The sequence below is a fragment of the Paenibacillus sp. MCAF9 genome (assembly GCF_052114265.1).
Lineage (GTDB): Bacteria > Bacillota > Bacilli > Paenibacillales > Paenibacillaceae > Pristimantibacillus.
Genome location: NZ_JBFREL010000017.1, coordinates 43,734 through 64,910, shown reverse-complemented (window position 1 = coordinate 64,910; position 21,177 = coordinate 43,734). Strand labels below are relative to the sequence as shown.

16 protein-coding genes are annotated in these 21,177 nt (G+C 44.9%); 15 read left to right on the top strand and 1 reads right to left on the bottom strand.

The genetic code is table 11. The features are described 5' to 3' along the window. Window positions 1-26: 26 nt before the first annotated feature. The 12 genes from AB4Z45_RS22110 (at window position 27) to AB4Z45_RS22055 (ending at window position 17,825) form a co-directional block, all read left to right on the top strand. Complete coding sequence (locus tag AB4Z45_RS22110; RefSeq protein WP_441911593.1) at window positions 27-1,463, top strand: sulfatase; 1,437 nt, start codon at window positions 27-29, stop codon at window positions 1,461-1,463. Between the two features lie 57 nt (window positions 1,464-1,520). Next, window positions 1,521-2,435: a helix-turn-helix domain-containing protein gene (locus AB4Z45_RS22105; RefSeq protein ID WP_441911591.1), complete on the top strand. Its 915-nt coding sequence runs from the start codon at window positions 1,521-1,523 to the stop codon at window positions 2,433-2,435. Continuing rightward, entirely contained in the window at window positions 2,404-3,831 is a 1,428-nt protein-coding gene (locus AB4Z45_RS22100; protein WP_441911589.1) for a sulfatase-like hydrolase/transferase, read from the top strand. The genes AB4Z45_RS22105 and AB4Z45_RS22100 overlap by 32 nt, the downstream gene beginning before the upstream one ends. A 585-nt stretch (window positions 3,832-4,416) precedes the next feature. After that, entirely contained in the window at window positions 4,417-5,559 is a 1,143-nt protein-coding gene (locus AB4Z45_RS22095; RefSeq protein WP_441911587.1) for a glycoside hydrolase family 88 protein, read from the top strand. Beyond that, a complete protein-coding gene (locus AB4Z45_RS22090; protein WP_441911585.1) occupies window positions 5,531-7,693 on the top strand; it encodes an alginate lyase family protein in 2,163 nt (720 codons plus the stop codon). The genes AB4Z45_RS22095 and AB4Z45_RS22090 overlap by 29 nt, the downstream gene beginning before the upstream one ends. A gap of 78 nt (window positions 7,694-7,771) precedes the next feature. Next, window positions 7,772-9,487 (top strand): sensor histidine kinase, encoded by a 1,716-nt coding sequence (locus AB4Z45_RS22085; protein WP_441911583.1) that lies wholly within the window; start codon window positions 7,772-7,774, stop codon window positions 9,485-9,487. A 7-nt stretch (window positions 9,488-9,494) separates the two neighbouring features. Then, window positions 9,495-11,090 (top strand): response regulator transcription factor, encoded by a 1,596-nt coding sequence (locus AB4Z45_RS22080; RefSeq protein ID WP_441911639.1) that lies wholly within the window; start codon window positions 9,495-9,497, stop codon window positions 11,088-11,090. A 208-nt stretch (window positions 11,091-11,298) separates the two neighbouring features. Beyond that, window positions 11,299-12,237 (top strand): carbohydrate ABC transporter permease, encoded by a 939-nt coding sequence (locus tag AB4Z45_RS22075; RefSeq protein WP_441911581.1) that lies wholly within the window; start codon window positions 11,299-11,301, stop codon window positions 12,235-12,237. A gap of 63 nt (window positions 12,238-12,300) precedes the next feature. Further along, complete coding sequence (locus AB4Z45_RS22070; RefSeq protein ID WP_076269617.1) at window positions 12,301-13,089, top strand: carbohydrate ABC transporter permease; 789 nt, start codon at window positions 12,301-12,303, stop codon at window positions 13,087-13,089. A 122-nt stretch (window positions 13,090-13,211) separates the two neighbouring features. Beyond that, entirely contained in the window at window positions 13,212-14,597 is a 1,386-nt protein-coding gene (locus tag AB4Z45_RS22065; protein WP_441911579.1) for an ABC transporter substrate-binding protein, read from the top strand. A gap of 123 nt (window positions 14,598-14,720) precedes the next feature. Continuing rightward, window positions 14,721-15,962, top strand: coding sequence for an alpha-L-fucosidase (locus AB4Z45_RS22060; RefSeq protein ID WP_441911577.1), 1,242 nt, complete (start codon window positions 14,721-14,723; stop codon window positions 15,960-15,962). 45 nt (window positions 15,963-16,007) lie between these two features. Further along, window positions 16,008-17,825, top strand: a complete 1,818-nt coding sequence (locus tag AB4Z45_RS22055; RefSeq protein WP_441911575.1) for a glycoside hydrolase family 35 protein — start codon at window positions 16,008-16,010, stop codon at window positions 17,823-17,825. A 605-nt stretch (window positions 17,826-18,430) separates the two neighbouring features. Here AB4Z45_RS22055 and AB4Z45_RS22050 read toward each other — a convergent pair. Further along, the gene (locus AB4Z45_RS22050; protein WP_441911573.1) at window positions 18,431-19,318 is read right to left on the bottom strand and encodes a LysR family transcriptional regulator; all 888 of its coding nucleotides are present in this window, start codon (window positions 19,316-19,318) and stop codon (window positions 18,431-18,433) included. Between the two features lie 110 nt (window positions 19,319-19,428). Between AB4Z45_RS22050 and AB4Z45_RS22045 the strand changes: the two genes are divergently transcribed. The 3 genes from AB4Z45_RS22045 (at window position 19,429) to AB4Z45_RS22035 (ending at window position 21,101) form a co-directional block, all read left to right on the top strand. Next, entirely contained in the window at window positions 19,429-19,839 is a 411-nt protein-coding gene (locus tag AB4Z45_RS22045) for a tautomerase family protein (protein ID WP_441911572.1), read from the top strand. Between the two features lie 2 nt (window positions 19,840-19,841). Beyond that, complete coding sequence (locus tag AB4Z45_RS22040) at window positions 19,842-20,171, top strand: carboxymuconolactone decarboxylase family protein (RefSeq protein ID WP_441911570.1); 330 nt, start codon at window positions 19,842-19,844, stop codon at window positions 20,169-20,171. 123 nt (window positions 20,172-20,294) lie between these two features. After that, window positions 20,295-21,101 carry an AraC family transcriptional regulator gene (locus tag AB4Z45_RS22035; protein WP_441911568.1) on the top strand — a complete coding sequence of 269 codons (807 nt, stop codon included), beginning with the start codon at window positions 20,295-20,297 and terminating at the stop codon, window positions 21,099-21,101. The last annotated feature ends 76 nt before the right edge of the window (window positions 21,102-21,177 follow it).

Below are 21,177 nucleotides of genomic sequence, written 5' to 3'. Positions count from 1 at the left end.
ACCGGACTACCCGAAGGAGACATACAATGAAGATCATACTGATATCGCTGGATACGCTTCGTGCATCAAGGCTGAGCGGGTACGGCTATTCGAAGCCAACAAGCCCATTTTTGGACCAGATTGCCGAGCAAGGTGTGCTGTTCGAGCGAGCTTATGCCGCAGACATTCCAACCGAAGTGGCGCATACTGGCATTTTTACAGGCAAAGTAGGGCTCACGACAGGGATTGTCTCCCATGGCTCAGAGCTGACGCATCTGCCCAAATCAACCCCGTGGCTGCCAAACCTGCTGCGCGGCGCGGGCTTCACGACATCGGCGGTGGACAATTTGTACCAGCTTAAGGAATGGTTTGCCCGGGGTTATCGCTACTATACGAACAGCGTTGGCGGCAATCGCTGGATCGACGGCCGAACGGTCAACGATTTAGCTATGCCATGGCTGGCGGAGCATAAGGATGAATCGTTCTTTTTGTTCCTTCATTACTGGGATGCTCATACGCCTTATTTGCCGCCGGAATCCTATATTCCAGACTTTTATGAAGTGGGGCGGGATCCGTATGATCCGAACAACCGAAGCATGGAATCGGCTTACAATCATCCCGCCTATCCTTTCTTTAAGCACCACCATTACGATCTCGTTGGCCCAGTGACCGACAGCGCTTACTACGACGCGCTATATGATGCAGAAATCCGCTATCTTGATGATCGTTTGAAGGAACTCGACGCTCATCTGGAGAAGTTAGGTATCAAAGAGGATACGCTGCTCATTCTTTTCGGAGATCATGGTGAAAGTCTGACAGAGCACGACATCTATTGGGATCATTGCGGATTATACGAGCCGACTGTCCATGTGCCGATTATTATGCGGTGGCCGGGTCGTATCCCAGAGGGGCGCAGGGTGCAAGGTCTCGTGCAGCAGGTTGACCTCATGCCGACAATACTGGAAGCGATACGCAGTGAGCAGCCAGAAGGTATCGAGCTTATGAAGGTTGCAGACCCGCCAGGCATGGACGGGCGAAGCTTATGGCCTTCTATTCTCAACTTGGCTGACGGAACGCACGATTCTGTCTACCTTAGTGAATGCGCATGGCAAGCGGCGCGCGGCATACGGACGGAGCGCTACAAATTTATCCGTACGTACGACGCGGGGCCTTTTACTAGGCCGCCTAGAGAGCTGTATGATCTGGATGCCGATCCAGAAGAGACGGTAAATCTTGAGGAGCGGGAGCCAGAGCTCGCCGATCAGCTGGAACGGCAGCTGGATAGTTGGGTGGAGGAGAAGCTGGGGGGACGCGAAGATCCGAAGGATCGGCAGCTTCGCGAGGCGGGACTTCCGTTCCGCAGACGCATTGAGCAGATTTTGGCGGAGTCAGGGATGACGTGGGACGAATGGTTTCAGGATCCGCGCCGTGAACGATTCGATCAGGCGACAGACGGGCGGCATGAACAGACCATCGGATCTTGATCCGATGACGAACTGAGGGGATGAAGGATGGGGCATATACTGGGAAGCAATAGTTACATGAAGGATGAATTCCCGTTCTGGATTAATCGGATGGTGCAAGCGTCTGTCTCTGAACACGGTCACGAGTTCATTGAGCTCGTCTTTGTGGTGCATGGACAGGGCGTCCATATCTTCCAAGGTAACCATTACAACATTCATGCGGGCGATGTGTTTATTATCAATCCCGGCGAGACGCATGCTTATTCCGTAGAGAGTGGCGGGAGTATGGAAATCATCAACTGTTTGTTTATGCCGTCCTTTATTCCCGATGCGCTGCTTCAGGAGCTGGAAATCACGGCATCGATGGACTACTTTTACGTGCATCCCTTCCTGAAGCAGGATGTCCGTTTCAACCATTACTTGAATCTGAACGGGCAGGAGGCGTCGTCCGTGCTGGCGCTGCTGGAGAATATGATCCGTGAGCTCAACAGCCGCGGCCCCGGCCACACGACGTTGATTCGCCTGCAGATGGTGGAGCTGCTCGTTCTGCTGTCTCGTTATTACGCCTATATGCAAAGCCATCGTATTCATAAATCCCCGCGCCAATCGGAACGAGTGATGATGGCTAGACGGATTTCCGGTTATCTCGAACGCCATTTTGACAAAAAAATTACGCTTCAAGCGTTGTCCGGTTTGTTTAATGTCAGCACAAGGCAGCTGAACCGGTTGGTGCGCGAGGAGTTTGGGAAAAGCGTATTCGACCTGCTGCACGAAATTCGTATTGAACGGGCGAAGCGGATGCTGCTGGAATCCGACCAGAAGGTCATCTACATCGCAACCATGGTCGGCTACGACGATCCATCGTTTTTTAGCCGATTGTTCGTTCGTTATGCCGGCTGCTCGCCGCGTGAATATCGGACCGGTATACAGGGTCTGCGGGAAGGAAAGGAGCTGAGCGCGCATGCCACACTCGATGAAAGAGCGGAGGCCTAACGTACTGCTGATTACGGCAGACCAATTGCGAGAGGATTGCGTGGGCTTCAGCGGTAAATATCCCGTTCACACACCGCACATTGACCGTCTGTCTGAACAGGGAATCTCCTTCTCCCACGCTTATTCCGTGCTGCCGGTGTGCGCACCGGCGAGGCAGTCGCTCCTGCGCGGCAGGAGGCCTGAAACGTTCGGTGCCTTATGGAATTACAGCGGGGCGCTGCCTGTGGCTGCACTGCCGCCGGAAACCTATACATGGACGAGAGCAATTGCGGAGAGCGGTTATGCAACAGCATATTTGGGCAAATGGGGAGTCAATCCGGTACACGGGCCTGCGGCTTATGGTTTCGATTCATACGTCAGCGAAGCTGACTATCATGACTTTATCTCGCAGAAGCATCCGGACGCCCGATACGAGAATGGCTTCTTCGGAGAGCAGAGTCCGCTCCCGCTAGAGGACGCAGAGACGCATTGGTTCGCCGCGCGTGCAAGTGAGACGCTGGAGCGGCTGCAAGGCGAAGATCGACCTTGGCATATGGCGCTGCACTTTAGCGATCCCCACTTGCCCTGCCGACCTTCGCTTCCTTTTGCAGGGATGTATGATGCTGAGGACATCCCGGAGTGGGCAGGCTTCCGCGATACCTTTGCCGGAAAGCCGTATATTCAGCGCCAGCAGCTGGAGAGCTGGGGCGTTGCCGATTATGATTGGCAGGACTGGGCGCCGATCGTTGCCCGTTATTACGCCATTATTAGTCAGCTCGACGATGCCATTGGACGAGTGTTGGGGACGCTGGAGCGGCTAGGTATGGCGGATAATACCATTGTGATCTTTACCGCAGATCACGGTGACATGTGCGGTTCACACGGTATGATGGATAAGCACTACATCATGTATGACGATGTTGTTCGGGTGCCGCTCATTGTTAGAATGCCGAGCGTCGGGGACGTAGAAGTGGGCGGACGATGTGACCGATTTGTCTATAATTTTCTAGATTTGCCGCCGACGCTTTTGGAGCTTCTCAATCTGCAAACTTATGATCCTGGGGATTTGCAGGGGCGCTCACTTGTGCCACTGCTGGCTGGGGAGGAGCCTGCCGATTGGCGGGATGCCGTTGTATCGACTTATAACGGTCAACAGTTCGGACTTTATACACAGCGGATGATTCGAACGGCAGACTGGAAGTATGTTTGGAATTTAACAGACGTAGATGAACTGTACGATATGACTAATGATCCTGGCGAACTGGTTAATGTGAGTGGGAGGTTAGAGCACGCAGAGTTGCTTGCCGTGCTTAGGAGACGGCTGTATGAGCAGCTGTCCATGGACGGCGATGCCATAGTGGCCAACGAATGGACGAGACGTCAGCTGTTGCAAGGCGCGAAGCTGGGCGGGATATGAAGAGGATTGCTGAATCCTTGAGCATCACGTTTTGGAAATGATATGGTTGATATGATGTTATTTAAGGCGCATAGGAGTTAAAATCCTGCGATGAAAACGAGGAACGTTCCAAACGGCAGCGGGTTTTGTGATGGAATTTCATTTGAATTCGCTTCTGGCTAAGTCAATCGAAAGAGAAAGCGTCAATATTAGAATAAGAAATAGAAGAATTTTCTTACAACATAGCTCCTACATGGCTGACCGTTGAATGAACGAAAGTCGGTGGGGCTTTTTTGGTTATTAAAAATCCAGTTTTTTTAGTTCTGCGACAAGTTTTCCTTGTTGAAAACCATTGGTCATCCATAAGAATGAAAGGATAAACAATACACTTGCTAGACGAGTATTGAAGGTCAAAAAAGAGGTTTCCAACGTCTTAAACGAGGCGTGGGAAACCTCTTTTTGTATTTTAATCATGGATCAAACGAAGTTCGTGAAAAAAGTCAAAATATTGCACATTCCTGCAAAAATTCATTCTCATTAGACGATCATTCTTTCGTTATGATTGAGCATAACTAATAAATGGTTGAATGAAAGGGGCCTTGCATCGTGTGGAAAACGGCTATTGATGATGCTATTGCAAAGACGCTAAAAAATATAGAAAGATTTGAGGGAAAATTCCCTCATGTCAGCAGCAATGGAACCTATGAATTGAATGAAAATAATGATTGGACCAATGGCTTTTGGAGCGGGATGCTGTGGTTATGCTACGAATATACACAAGACGAACGGTTTCGGAATGCGGCGCATCATACTGTTACAAGCTTTCATCAACGTTTGAAGGATCACGTTGTGCTCGATCATCATGATATCGGTTTTTTATACTCCCTGTCCTCCAAAGCGCAATGGATCGTGGAGAAGGATGAAGCAGCCCGACAATTAACGCTGCAAGCAGCTGATTTGCTTATGAACCGGTGGTGTGAACCTGGCGGCTATATTCAAGCTTGGGGACAAAAGGGAGATGCGAAAGAAGGCGGCCGGATTATCATCGATTGTCTGTTAAACCTTCCACTGCTGTATTGGGCGAGCGAGCAGACAGGAAATTCATCCTATATGGAAGCAGCTCGTATCCAAGCAGAAAAATCAAGGCGTTACCTCATAAGAGGGGATGACAGCTCCTATCATACGTTCTTCTTTCAGCCAGAAACGGGTGAACCGATCGGAGGAGCGACGCATCAAGGGTTTACGAATGGTTCAACTTGGACAAGGGGACAAGCGTGGGGGGTATATGGATTCGCACTCTCCTATCGCTACACGAAGGAAAGTAAGTTCCTCGAAGCTTCAAAGCGGCTTGCCCGTTATTTCCTTGAGCACTTGCCAGACGACCATGTAGCCTACTGGGACTTCAATGCTCCCATTGAGAGAGATACCTACAGAGACAGCTCGGCCTCTGCGATTGTAGCTGCGGGATTATTAGAGCTCCTATCCCTCATGGAGCAGCAAGACCCTGAACGTCTTTATTTCCAAGAGCATCTTGAGAAATCGATGACCTCACTCGTTCAGAAATACGCAACGATTGGGGAAGAAGACGCCGAGGGACTGCTTAAGCATGGATCATATTATGTGCACGGAGGATTGTCGCCAGATGACTATATGATCTGGGGAGATTATTACTATCTGGAAGCGCTGATGAGGCTTGAGAAGGGTATCGGAGGTTATTGGTATGAAGGCAAAAAACCAAGCTCAGTATGAAGAGCGCCTATTTAATCTATTAAACCTAGATTATGAAGGGTTAGAAGTGGTAAAGAAGGCCATCCTTCAAAATCAGCTTGATGATGCATTTTCGGTGTTAAAGCAATATTTTATAGACCGTACTTATCCAAGGATGTATTTGCAAAAGCAAGAAATCCCACAGGTTTGCGACTATGTTCATGTACATTGTTCTGATGAAGTGCAGGAAGTGCTGCATACAGCTGATGAGGTCGTATCGCAAACCTTCCTATTCCGCTTTCAATGGGATATGGAACGTACCCGTGTTCCTGTTAGCTTTGATGGTCTAATTGATTGGAATCACATTCCAGATCATGATGTGGAATGGCCTTACATGCTGAATCGACACCGGTACTGGATTGCACTTGGACAAGCCTATCAGCTTACTGGAGATGAAAAATACGCGAGCACCTTCTGTCTACAGTTAGAGGATTGGATTGATCGAAATCCCGTTCCTTCGGCGCAGACTAGGAATACGTTAACTTGGCGCTCTATTGAGGCGGGACTACGCTGCAGCAACTGGATCAAGGCACTGCCTTATTTCATCGAAAGCCAAGTTATGACGCCGCGTCTATTTGCAAAGATGTTAGTCTCCCTCCATGAGCATGCGGAATATTTAGCTTCATCATTCACAGGCTGGAGTAATATTAGCAACTGGGGAGTTATTGAAACGAGTGGATTATTTCAAATGTCCGTATTCGTTCCAGAATTTAAGCGAACACTTCACTGGCAGCAGCTAACGGCTGAGAGGCTGAGAGAAACGTCGCGACTGCAAGTGATGAAAGACGGCATTCACTGGGAGCAGTCGCCTACCTATCATCATGAGGTCCTGAACTGCTTCCTAGACATGATGACTCTGGCTCAAAAAAATAAGATGACCATGGAAGCTAGTTTTACTCATTCGGTAAAGAGCATGGCTGCTGCCTCTCTCTACTGGGCAAGACCGGATCATAGACAGGTGATGCTTGGTGATAGCGATAATAATGATATTCGGTCAGTTATGACGGCTGCTGCGATTATTTTCAAAGATCCCGTGTTTCTGTTTGCTGGTTGGGAGAAGGTCGATTTTGATCAAGCTTGGAACTTCGGGCCTGAAGGTATTCGTTATTATGAAGATTGCCCCGTTCAAATACCGCCGCAGCAATCTTATGCGTTTGAACACTCAGGGCATTATGTGATGCGCTCTGGCTGGGAAGAACAAGCGTTGTATCTCTATTTTCGCTGTGGTCCTCTTGGAGGAGGACATGGGCACGCCGATATGCTTCATATCGATATTCATGCATACGGCAAGGATCTGCTTACAGATCTGGGAAGATATAACTACTCTGATCATACGCCGCTGCGGAAGCAGCTTAAACATTGCAGCTCCCATAATACAACGGTAGTTGATGATACTGAATTTACGGAAGTTATCGATACATGGCAATTTGGGCGAATAGCTTCAAGAACAGTCACGGAGTGGATTTCGGAGCCGAATTTTGATTACGTTAGCGGGAGCCACGATGGATACATTCATTTGAATGATCCTGTCTACCCAAGCAGGAGCATCATCTTTGTAAAACCGTATTTTTGGCTTGTGGTGGATTGCTTTAGAAGCCAGAATGAACATACGTTTAAGCAGTTTTTTCATTTTGCTCCTGGACAACTGAGCTTATCGCAGGAGACGGGTATTTGTCGTACGACAAACGAGAATGATGCAAATCTTTGCATTATTCCGATCCAGACTGCTGGACTTAAGGCTGAGCAGAGCGAGGGTGTTATTTCTTATGAGTATAATCTAGTGGAGCCTAACCAATATGTGACCTACGAGAGAACTGGTTCAGGTACGACATCGATGATGCAGGTTCTTTACCCTTTACGCACGGGAGAAACAAGCATTCCTATCGTTGAAAAAGTTCCAGTCTACCTATATACTGGTGAGTTGGCAGAGGACAAGAGCGTAGAAGCATGCCGGATTGTGATTCCGCATTCAACAGAGCAATATATCATTGTTGTATGCCATAGGGCTCCATCCTCTCATATTGATTCATACATGGTTGACGGCACACAGATTTTTGGCGAAGTGGTGTTGATATCCTTGAAAGATAAGGTCAAGGAGATTACCGTTATAAAATAAAGCCTGAAACGCGAAAAATGGCGATAAGCTACCCTGCTGCAATAGTCATGAAAGCAACTTGAAAGAGGCGCGGTAAATATGTCTAGGTTGAGCTATTATCAAAAAATTCAGCTGTCATTTCTCCTATTTATTATTGTTCCTATCATTACCGTATCTGTCATCTCATTTGTGCTCATTAAAGAGACGATGGTTGAGAAGCTTCAACTGAGCAATGACAACTTCTTGAATGTCATGATCGAAGAGATTGGAACAACGATTGATGATGTTATATTTGCATCGCATTTCATCGTTAATGATACGAATGTCCGGTCAGATTTGAAAAAATTCGCGGATACAGAACGGTTGAATACGTATGCGGATTACACAAATTTTACGAACATAAGGGGAGTATTTTCTCTCATTACATCAAAGCCCTTAAATAATAACATTCGAATGTATTTGGTCAATAGAAAAGGCTTTATTATTTCTTCGAATGAGGATGATTTGAATTTAGTTAATAGAAACCTAGACGATTTATATGAAAAAATTGATCTCAAAAGGCCTGAAACCCTGCAACGGCTCGGTATGGTAAAAGAAGAGTCCGATAAGGAAGGGACCTATTATATGGCAAGAGTGATTCATGATAATGATGACAAACGCTATCTATCGGTTCTGATTATTGGTATTTCAGAGTCATACTTTGAGAAAGTTCTGAAGCCCATTGAGTTTGGTAAAGTAGCGCTATTTGATGCAGAGGGAACTCTTATTGCTGGTAGCACGGAGCTTCTGTCGCACGATGCAGCAGCAAGCAGAGATATTCTCCGTTCTGAAGTCACGTTAGACAAAACGGACTGGACGCTTGTTTATGAAGCGAACAAGGAAACCTTTACGGGGGAAATTTCAAGAACCTTCTATTTGGGTATTGGAGGCGTTATTTTCCTCTTTATTATTTTTTCCATCTCTTCTATGTTTATTGCAAGGAGATTGCACAGGCCTATTCAAAAATTGCAGCGTGCGGTCAGGCAATTTGGGATGGGAAACCTTGATGTGAAGCTTGAAGTGAAAGGCAAAGACGATATCGCTGAGCTTGGTCATTCGTTGAACACGATGATGGAGCAGCTCAAGGGGCTTATCCATGATATTGAGCATGAACAGGAGCTGAAGAGAGTAATGGAGCTCGAGGCTTTGTTCATGCAAATTCGGCCGCATTTTCTAATCAATACTTTAAACTCTATCAAGTGCAGCCTTATCCTGCAGAAGGACCTTCTGCATAGCAAAAGCATCGATTCATTAATGAGCTTGCTAAGAGCCTATCTGAAGGTAAATGAACCGACCTCATTGAAGAATGAGTGCGTGCTGCTCGGGCATTACATCGATATTATGAAGATCAGAAATGAAATGGTTCTTGAGCTTACGGTTGAGCTTGAACCAGGGCTGGAACAATTATTAATTCCGAAGCTGATGCTGCAGCCTTTAATTGAAAATGCGATTGTACATGGTTTGGTAGACAATCCTGCTGCCAAAATTTCGATCCAAGCAAGAAGAGTAGAGAACGGAATTATCATTGAAATAGAGGATAACGGAAGCGGAATAGAGGAAGAACAGTTAGCTGCACTGAACCATCATCTGCATTCAGTCGGCTCAGAGCAGTCCTCTTCTTATCAAAGGGTCGGCTTGATTAATGTGATTCAAAGGTCAAGATTAACATTTGGTCAAGCGGCGGCGTTAGCTCTATATGAAAATGCACAGGGCGGGGTAACAGCCTTCCTTCATCTTCCTGTTATTGAACGACATGTTTATTCTTCGGAGGGGTGAAACGGTGATGTATAAAGTCATGTTAATTGATGATGACGTCCCTATGATTCGGGTTTTGCAGCAAATGATCGATTGGGAGTCACTCCAGCTGCACGTAGTGGGGGCTACCTATTCAAGTGCAAAGGCATTGCATATGTATGAAGAAACATCGCCTGATATCGTCATCACTGACATTGGACTGCCGCAAAAAAGCGGTATTGAGCTAGCAGCTATTTTCCGCCGGATGAAACCGGATATTAGAGTCATATTTTTGACTTGCCACGAGGATTTTCATTACGCACAGCAGGCAGTAAAGCTGAATGCGGATGATTATCTTCTTAAAGATCAATTAACGGCGGAGCAGCTTGAGCAAAGCTTAGGAAAATCGATACAATTGCTCAAAATGAAAGTCACAAAGATCGACAATGAAGTATCGAACTATAACAGTGAGCTGTTCAAGCAAGGCTTGTTTCAAAGAGTTATTGATGGTGTTAATCCCACATCAACTGTGGGGTATGCAGCTCAGCTAGGCATCTCATGGGGATACCCCTTCTTTATGATGGGTGTCGTCCATATCAATTTCTCAACTTACGAATCGCTTTACGTTCAGAACAATATTTCGTTAATTTTTTATGCGATCCACAATATCGCGGTGGAGCTGTCTGGTTCGTATGATGGAATTACGCCATTTTTGGAAAAAGAAAATTTAGTTATTTTGTATAATTACCGAAATAATTTGGCGAACAATGCCTATCCTTATTTTCAAAAATACATGCAGGAGCTGCAGGCTCTTTGTCTACAGTTTCTGAAATTGCAGCTTAATATAGTCACCGTGACAGATAAGATGGAGCTGCAATCCATTGGAGCCGTCTATCAGCAGGTGATTCAATATAAAAATGAGTTTTACAAAAGCAGTGAGTTTACGGTTGCAAATATGAATGTTTTCTTACAGAACATGTTTTTATCCTATCCGCTAGGGTTTCTAGATTGTTATAAATCAGATATTGAGCGTGCGATTATGAAAGGCGACTTTGACAGTATCCATAATATCGTCACGAATATTGGAAAAAATGCAGAAGAGAATAGAGTCGAGCCAAGTGAGTTGGTTCAGGATTTATCAACACTCATTCGCAGCATTGATTTAATGTTCTCAAGATGGAAGTCGGATGAGGGGATTTATATATACCTGTCTTCTGCAAGGACTTTGCTCGATGTAACAGGACTGATTGAGAGAAAGCTTATTCACATTGCGAAAAACCGGCAGAAGGGATTAGAACCTGTGATCCAGGAGCCAAAACTGCAGGTGATTCAACAATATTTAGATAAAAATTTATCCGAAAATATTACCTCAATTGACATGGCGCGTCATTTGTATTTGAATTCAAGCTACTTCTCCCGCTATTTCAAACGACTGACGGGTGTGAATTTCACGGATTTTGTCCACCAGTATAAAATGAAAATTGCTGCTAAAATGCTGAAAACGTCCAACCAAAGCATCGAATCTTTAGCTATGGGACTGGGATATTCGGATAGAACTTATTTTTCAAAAGTGTTCAAGAAGTATATAGGCATGACTCCAAGTGAATATAAAGCCAATTATACGATTAACACTTATGTAAGATGAAGCCACAATCGAAACCTGTCCTCCGATAATGCCGGGGTACAGGTTTTTTTGTCGTTCCCATTGTTCATAACTCTTAAGGTGTTTTCGCCGAATATAACCCATTTGGAAAGTCAAAATATTGCTCCTACGAAGTCATAATCCATCGTTCTTGTCCTATGGATTTCTATTATCATTAGTATCAACTTAATAAATGTTGAGGTGATACGAAATGGAAGCTGCTAAACCAATCACAAACCCTGAAATTCTACAGAAGCCAAGAAAATTTTGGACTCCGAGGCGGAAAGAAGCATTAATCGGCTGGCTGTTTCTTGCCCCAGAAATCATAGGTATGTTATTGCTGAATGTATTTGCACTTGGGTTTTCTCTTTATTTGAGCTTTACTTCGTGGGACCTGTTATCAGGCCTAGGGGGCATTAAGTTTAACGGTATCGACAATTATATTAAAATGTTTCATGATCCAACCATCATTAAAGCGTTGAAAAACAATCTGCTTTATACCGTGCTAACGGTGCCGGTTCCAATTGCTATATCGCTGGTACTCGCTGTTCTCATTCACAATAAGGTGTTTTGGAAGGATTACTTTAAGGTTGTGTTTTTCATTCCCTATATTTCATCCATTATTGCTGTAGCAGCAGTGTGGAGCGCATTGTTCCATCCTTCACTAGGACCGATTAATCAGTTTTTGATGGATCTAGGCGTTTCCAACCCGCCTAAGTGGCTGGTGGACCCAAAAACTTCACTTATCGCCATTGCGATCATCACTTCTTGGGCAGGGCTTGGTTATACGATTATTATTTATTTGGCCGGTCTTACAAGTATTTCGAATGAACTATATGAAGCGGCGGATATCGACGGTGCGACTTCAATGACCAAGTTTCTCAAAATCACGGTTCCATTGCTTCGTCCGACAACGTTCTTCTTGTTTATTACGATGTTGATTGGTTCTTTTAAAGTATTTGATATTATCTCTTATTTGACAGCTGGGGGACCAGACAATTCTTCTACAGTCATCGTATTCCGGATTTATGAGGAAGGATTCGTGAATTATAACATGGGGTACGCGGCTTCAATCTCATGGCTGCTATTTGCGATTATTGCTGTCATTACTGCGGTCACCTGGAAATTCAGAAATGAAGAATCATTATAAGGGGGAGGGGTCAGCTTGCTTATCATAAGAAAAAATATATCAAAAATAATTGTTACCATTATCATGGGTGCCATATCTATTTTCTTCTTAGTTCCATTCATATGGATGATTTCATCAGCGTTTAAATTTGAAAAGGATGTTATGCGTTTTCCCATTGAGTGGATTCCTAAAAATATTAATGTGTTGTACAATTTTAAAGCAGTTTGGATGGGAAATGTAAACTTTCTTCATATTTATTTCAATTCTATTAAAATAGCTTTAATTGTCACTTGTCTCACATTGCTCTTTTCCACTATGGCAGCTTTTGCATTTACCAAACTCCGGTTTAGAGGAAGAGGCCTTGTATTTATGGCTCTGATTTCGTTCATGATTATACCGGATCAGGCCACTCTAATTCCTCGGTTTATGCTGGTTCGCTGGCTAGGTATTTATGATAGTCACTTTGCGCTTATTTTTATGGGGATGTTTTCTATTTATTTCACATTCCTGCTTCGTCAGTTCATGGCGGGCATCAGCGATGAGTATATGGAAGCTGCGAGAATTGATGGAGCTGGCCATTTAAGGATTTTCCGCTCGATTATCATTCCGCTTTGCCAACCGGTGCTTGCTACCGTCGCTATTATAAAGTTCATATGGTCATGGAATGATTATCAGAATCCGCTTATTTTCCTGCAATCCAAAGATTTGTATACGATCCCGCTTGGTATGAGCCTGTTCAGGGATGATTATACAACGAATGATGCCATTATGATGATGGCCGCGCTGTCAGCTATTATCCCTTTATTAATTATATTTATTATATTGCAGAAGCAAGTCATTAACGGAATTGCCCTTGGCGGAGTCAAAGGGTGATATTTGAAAAAAAGTCAAAAAAGTAATCATTTTACCTCAAAATTATACTCTTCTATGAATCGTCCAATCTTTATACTGATGATGAAAGAAGATGAGTCAGCTATTAAATAGGGGGCAAAAAAATGAATCATAAGGGTAAACGCAAGTTTTTAGTTTCAATCTGTCTTTTGTTGGCGGCTTTTGCAGTGCTAAGCGCATGTGGAGGTAATTCTAATTCGCCTAAAAGCTCAAACGCTACCGGGTCTGAGAGTGCGGCGGACAAGCAAGTGACCATTAAGTATTACAATTTTGACAGTGCAGCTCAAGAGGTTGGTACAAAAGCTATGCTGCAAGAATTTGAGAAAGAAAATCCGGATATTAAAGTTGAGCATGTCATTCTTGTTCCGGGTAATTCCTTGGAAATGTTGAAAAAACTTGATTTTCTAATTTCTTCAGGTGAAGCGGTCGACGTTGTAAACGTTCCGAGCGCGTCAGCGGTTATTGAAAGAGCAACTAGAGGCGCGCTAGCTCCGCTGGATGAATATTATGCTGCAAATAATCTTGTTGCTGCGGATGAATATTTTGTTAATCCAAAAGTGGGCGACAAAACTTACGGCATGCAGATGTCTACAGGTTACCAGTTCATTCTATTGAATAAGGATGCCCTAGATGCAGCAGGCTTGCCAGTGCCGACATACGGTTGGACATGGGATGACTTCCGCGATTATTCCAAGAAGCTGACCAAAGGCGAAGGCGTGGATAAACAGTACGGTTCGTACTTCCATACATGGGAATTGTATATGAATGCTCCAGCGCAAACGGTGATGAAAGATCCTTTCCGTTATGATGATGGAACGACGATCTTGGCTGATCCAACTTATAAATACTTCTTCCAGCTGCGCAAAGACATGGAAACGGTTGATAAATCGGCTAAGCCTTATGCGGATGTTCTTGCATCGAAGCTTAACTATCGTACTGAATTTTTCAGTGAAAGTGCTGCGATGATTCTTTCCGGAAGCTTTATGATTCCTGACCCAGGAAATACAGAGCAATATCCGCATGATTTCAAAACGGCATTTGCTCCAGTTCCGCTTCCTCCTGCGAATGCGCAGCCAAAAGATTATGAAGGTGGCAAGTACTTTGTAGGTGGCGGACATCTAGTAATGGGTGCGACTTCCAAGCATAAAGAAGCTTCGTTCAAATTAATGCGCTTTATGACAACAACTGATTCGGAATCAAGAAACGAATTCTCTGGCTGGAAAAAATCAGACCAAAACGTCGTACTTGATCGTTTGATCGGTGCAAACGCTGATAAATATGATGTTGAATCGCTTAAAAACACATTATTTGGCCCTGAAATTAAATATTTGGATGCTTCACAAGTGGTAACGACAAGTACTGCTGATTTGACGAAAGTTATCGGAGATGGCTTTAGCAAGTTCATGCTTAGCAGCGATTCCATTGACGATGTACAAGCATGGATGGTAAAAGAAGCGACGAGAATCATTGATGAGAAAGAAACAAAATAAAGTTAAGTGAATTGAAACCGAAATTGAGGAGCTTTGAGCAGTCTAGACATGGCTGCTGCAAAGCTCCTTTTTCTTGTCTCGGATCAATGGCAACTTAGGAGTGCAAGGAAAGGGAGATGCAGCATGGCTAACTTATCATCATCATTATCAGTGCCAACCGAGCAGCAGCGTCGTTGGCAGGATCTTGAACTCGGAATGTTCTGTCACTTTGGAATGAATACGTTTTGTGATCAGGAATGGGGCGATGGGAATGACTCGCCTTCTTTATTTAATCCAGCCCAGCTTGATGCCCGCCAGTGGGTGCGTATGGCAAAGGCTGCTGGATTCCGATACTTCGTCCTTACGGCAAAACATCATGACGGCTTCTGTCTTTGGCCGACCGCAACGACAGACTATTCGGTTGCCTCTAGTCCTTGGAGAGAGGGCAAAGGCGATATCGTAAGGGATTGTGCAGATGCCTGCCTTGAAGAAGGAATTGGCTTTGGCCTTTATTTATCACCTTGGGATAGACATGAACCATGTTATTCCGATCCAGAAGCGTATGATCTCTTCTACGCTAGTCAGCTGGAGGAATTGCTAACGGGTTATGGTCCACTCGTTGAGATCTGGTTCGACGGAGCGGGCTCCGAAGGAAGAGAGTATGACTGGAAACGAATCATGAACCTAATCAAGCAGCATCAGCCCGATGCCATGGTGTTTAATATGGGAGCGCCGACGATCCGATGGGTAGGGAATGAGGATGGTCTTGCCCCTTATCCTTGCTGGAATACTGCTGAATCTGCTCGGGTTAGCATGTTTAGTGAAGGGGATCTGAAATGGCTGCCAGAAACACCTCGCTGGGTACCGGCAGAATGCGATGTCCCTATTCGGAAGGACCGATGGTTCTGGCATCCTGAGGAGGAGCATCTGCTTCTTTCCTTGGAGCAATTAATGGACATCTATTATCGGTCGGTTGGTCATGGTGCAACACTGCTTTTGAATGTAACCCCAGATAACCGGGGACTTATGCCGGAAGCAGATGTGAACCGAGTTATTTCGTTTGGAAACGAGGTTCGTCGCAGGTTTGATCATCCACTTGCCGAGCTGTTTGGCGAGGGAGAGGTTATCGAGCTTGTGTTGCCTCGGAAACTTATCATCGACCATATCATCACAATGGAAGATATCGCTTATGGAGAACGGGTACGGGACTATAAGATTGAGGCTCAATCTGGAAATGAATGGATAGAGATAATCCGTGGGAGCGCAATTGGGCACAAAAAAATAGATTTCTTCCAACCTATTTCCACAGACAGAATACGTTTAACTGTACTTGAGTCGGTAGAGCGGCCAATAATAAAACGTTTTGCCGTGTTTAATAGCAATTAGATTCGATGTTAGCATTGGAAACTATTAAGATTGGGAGAGGAAACCATGAGTCAATTGGAGATTAGAGATGGGCAGTATTACTTGCATGGGGAGCCTTACCGTATCGTGTCGGGTGCCATACACTATTTCCGTGTCGTGCCAGAGTATTGGATGGATCGTTTGCAGAAATTGCAGGCATGTGGATTTAATACAGTTGAAACTTATGTTGCTTGGAATGTGCATGAGCCGCAGGAAGGTCAATTTCAATTTGAAGGAATGGCAGACATCGTCCAGTTTATTGAGCTTGCGGGACAACTGGGCTTGCACGTGATTGTTCGTCCCAGCCCATTTATTTGTGCGGAGTGGGAATTTGGAGGATTGCCGGCATGGCTATTGAAAGAGAGCGATATGCAGCTTCGCTGCTCGGATAGTGCCTATTTGGCGAAGGTAGATCGCTATTACGATGTATTAATTCCTAAGCTTGTTCCACTGCTCTCTACGAAGGGTGGCCCGATTCTTGCGGTTCAGGTGGAAAATGAATATGGCAGCTACGGCAATGATACCTCCTATTTGACCTATATTCGAGATGGGCTTGTACAAAGAGGGATAGACGTGCTGCTCTTCACTTCTGACGGACCTACTGACGAGATGCTGCTCGGCGGCACAATAGAGGGTGTTCATGCAACAGTGAATTTTGGATCGCGAGTTGCGGGATCGTTCGGAAAGTATCGGGAGTATAGAGAAACAGAACCGCTTATGGTTATGGAGTTTTGGAATGGATGGTTCGATCATTGGATGGAGCCTCACCATGTTCGGGCTGCAGCTGAAGTGGCCGACGAACTGGATAAAATATTGGATAGTGGTTCATCGGTTAATCTTTATATGTTCCATGGCGGAACGAATTTTGGATTTTATAATGGCGCCAATCATATTAAAACGTATGAGCCTACGGTAACTAGCTATGATTATGATGCACCGCTGAGTGAGTGGGGGGATGTGACGAGCAAGTATGAAGCGGTTCGCAGCGTGTTTGCTAAGCACGGCATCGAGCCAGGTGGTGACATGCCGCAGCCGATTCCTAAATATTCATACGGCAAAGTGACACTGTCAGAGAGCGCGACACTGCTTGATAATTTGGACCAAGTATCAGAGCCGGTAAAATCGACATTCATACAGCCTATGGAGAAATTCGATCAGGCGTACGGTTTTATTTTGTATTCGACATGGGTAAAAGGACCTCGATCTGGGCAGAAGCTGCTTATTCAAGAGGTTCGTGACCGAGCGCAAGTATTTCTAGATGGCAAGTTATTAGGTGTGGTGGAGCGCTGGGACCCTAAGCCCTTAGATATTAGCATTCCGGAAAATGGGGCAAGACTCGATATCCTTGTCGAGAACATGGGGCGAATCAATTACGGTCCTCGACTTCGTGATCCTAAGGGGATTACCGAAGGAGTGCTCCTTGATAATCAATTTCTATACAATTGGACGATTCGGACGCTTCCCCTTTGTCCTGATTCTCTATCATCTGTCCGCTACGAGAGAACGAATGCTCATGAATTGCAAGTAGAAACTCCGGCATTTTACAAAGGTTCCTTTGAGGTAGAAGAGATCGGGGACACTTTTTTAAGATTTGATGGTTGGAATAAAGGCGTAGCATGGATTAATGGCTTTAATCTGGGACGGTACTGGGAGATTGGACCTCAGCGTGCGCTTTATATTCCAGGGCCTTTGCTGCGGAAGGGACGCAACGAGATTGTGCTTTTTGAGCTGCATGGCTTCTTGACTGAGCCTGTAATCACACTTAGCGATCAGCCTGATCTAGGGGATTCCGCAGCGGTGGATGACCGGGTGTTAAATTTTGTGCAAGATGAGCAGACAACCTAAATCGAGCTTTATCCCTAGGCTTTAGCAATGAAGTAAATCAGAGGGTGTTTCAAAAGCAATAAGCTTCAGGGGCACCCTCCAACAATCCTAGCCGTTTCGCACACTGTAATAACCTATGCCTATGTGTGTTTATTGCTCCATTTCCCGCCTCGACCATACGCCTCAGCAACTCTATAAGCGCATATATGTTCTTACAGACCACAAACCTAGCCGTTTCGCACGCTGTAAGAACCTATGCGTGCTTATTGCTCCATTTCCAGCCTTGACCATACGCCTCAGCAACCCTGTAAGCGCATATATGTTCTTACAGACCATAAACCTAGCCGTTTCGCACATTGTAAGAACCTATGTGTGCTTATTGCTCCATTTCCCACCATGACCATATGCTTCAGCAACTCTATAAGCGCATATATGTGCTTACAGACCACAAACCTAGCCGTTTCGCACACTGTAAGAACCTATGTGTGTTTAGCTCCATAACCCGCCTCGATTATACGTCAAAATTCACTTGTCCGCCATTTGCTTAAGTGAGCATCAACAGACCCAAAAGAGAAAGATGCCATCATAGCTTCTGGTTGACCTTATTTTTGGTGCTAAACGAAAGCTCAATACACTTCATTTCGCCGCAGTTCCTCTTTTACATATTGCATGAAAAGATATTTGGATGACGAATTATACTCCGTGTTACGTAATTGCAGCAGACCAACTGGAATGGCAGAATCTTTCAGTTCAACGTGTATTTTCACAACATTCGTGGGTAACGCTGTTGAATCTAGAACGGCTCCAACGGAAGGTATTCGCTGAACAAACCCAGGAATAGCCGAAATTTGATTCACCGTATATAGAAAAGGGGTTTCGGTGTAATGGGAATATTGCTTAGCTAACCGCAGATAATACAAGCAGGTATTTCCTCCAATGATCATCTGATAGTTAAGCAGTTCTTCAAAGGATATTATTCCGTTTCTTTCAGCCAAGGGATGGTTGTTTGCTACAATGAAGGAAATATTCTCATTATATAGAGGCTCAAAGCTAAATGAAGAAAACTCGGCAGGCTCTCCGCATATGGCAAAGTCCAGTTGGTTCTGGAGTACCGCTCGTGACAAGGAGTCGGTGTTCCCACTGACAAAGTGACATGATACTTTTGGTTTAAGTTCCTGAAATTGTCGCAGAGAGCTGGGCAGCACATTCTCGAATATCGATGCTAACCCTCCGACGCGCAGGGAGCCGATCTCCTCTCTTTGCAAAGCTTTTGCTTGCTCAGTTACATGGTTCCAGTGTTGAATGAGCTTGTCAATTTCCACGGCAAAAATTTGTCCAGAAGCGGTTAACTCTGCATCCCATCCGCGCTTAAATAGCTGAATGCCCAATTCCTTCTCCAGCCGCTGGACTTGATTCGTAATCGTAGACTGCGCGTAATTCAATTTAGCGGCCGCTTTGGTGAAGTTTCCTTCTTGAATAATGGTTCGAAACGTAATGAGTTCCTTTAAGTCCATAGCACATATCTCCATCGGTATAATTGAATTGAAATATCATTTTATTCAATTATACAAATAAATACGTGGGGAGTAAAATGGGGGTATCTCATTGAAGGAGTGATATAAAAATGCCATTCATCAGAGTAAGTTACATGGAAAACCAATATGGGAAAGAGCAATTGCCCATCATAAGCCAAGCGATTATGAATGCATTAATTCAGCATTTTAACGTACCGGAGGATGATTGCTTTCAAGTTTTCCATTCACACAAAGAAAGCGAGTTTTATTTTAGCCGGAATTACTTAAATATAGAGCGAAGTGACGGGCTGCTCTATATTCAAATTACGCTCAAATCCGGAAGAAGCATCGAGCAGAAAAAAAGCTTTTACGCAAAGTTAGCCGAGCTATTATCAAATACGCTTAACATGAGGAAAGAAGACGTTTTCGTCGTACTGGTCGATACGGAATTTGAGGACTGGTCATTCGGTAACGGCGTTGCACAAATGATCGAACGTCCAGACAACAAGGGGGAGGCATAAGAATGAAGCATCGAAAATTCAAATCAACTGCCCGAGAATCGTTTGGGGATATTGCACCTGCTTTCGTGCGATATTCGGAAGAAGTTCTCTTCGGGGACGTGTGGAGAAGAGAACAATTATCGCTTCGGGAACGCAGTCTCCTTACGATATCGGCGCTAGTCGCTGGAGGACTTACAGAACAGCTTTCTTATCATCTCCGCCTTGCAAAAGAGAACGGTCTGAACGAAGAAGAGTTGATCGAAGCGTTGACCCATCTGGCGTTTTACGCTGGATGGCCGCGAGCTGCGTCGGCGATTCAAGTTGCGAAGGAAGTATTCGAGGTGAACACATGAAGATGGAACACGCCAATTCGGGCGTGTTTTTTTGTGTATATGGATGTCCATTAGTTCACTAGAATCATGATATACTAAAGCTTACTGAATAGTTAAGTTGAAGCCTAAGAGGAGGACACAAGCATGTCAACTGTGACCTTTTACCGCGAGGATTCGCTGCCTTTTTTGGAAGCAAAGCGATGTATGAGGAGCGATCTTGCCTATCAAAAGCATTTTCATGAGGAATATTCGATTGGACTTATAGATGAGGGTGAAACGAGCGCATGGTGCGATGGAACGCTGCTTCAGGTTGAAGCGGGAAGGGTCATTAGTTTTCCGCCAAAAATGATGCATGCTTGTCATCCTCTTAATGATATGGAGTGGCAGTACAAGATGCTTTTCATCAAGCCCGAATGGTTTAAAGGCCTTGATCATACAGAGCTTGGCCAGCTGGATATCCCGTACTTGCTGGAAGAGGGTAAAAATAATGCTTGTCGATTGCAAATAAACCGGACGATGGAGGCACTTATAAGCAAAGGAACTCCGCTTGAGGTCGAAACGGCTTTAATTGAGCTGGTACAATCACTCGTGAGTCAGAATACGGAAGATCTTGAACATGAATCACAGCGTAAACAGGATCAAAAGTACGTCAAACTGATAAAAGAGTACCTGCATGCGCATTTTGACGAAAATGTTACGTTGGAGCAGCTGGAGAATGAAGCGGGTATTAGCAGATTTCATCTTGTTCGTCTATTTAAGAAATGGAGCCATCTGCCTCCGCACGCTTATCAGATTTTGCTGAGAATCAATCATGCAAAACTGGAATTGACCAAGCAGCGACCAATATCCGAAATTGCAGCAGAAGTGGGCTTTTATGACCAGAGTCACTTTTCCAAAGCATTTGTCAAAATCGTAGGGGCAACGCCGCAAAAATATGCTTTGTCTATTTGAAATGGAGCAATTTTATACAATACCGCTTCCTGTCTAGCTTGTAAACTTAGATTTACTTGAATGAAGGAGTGGTAGA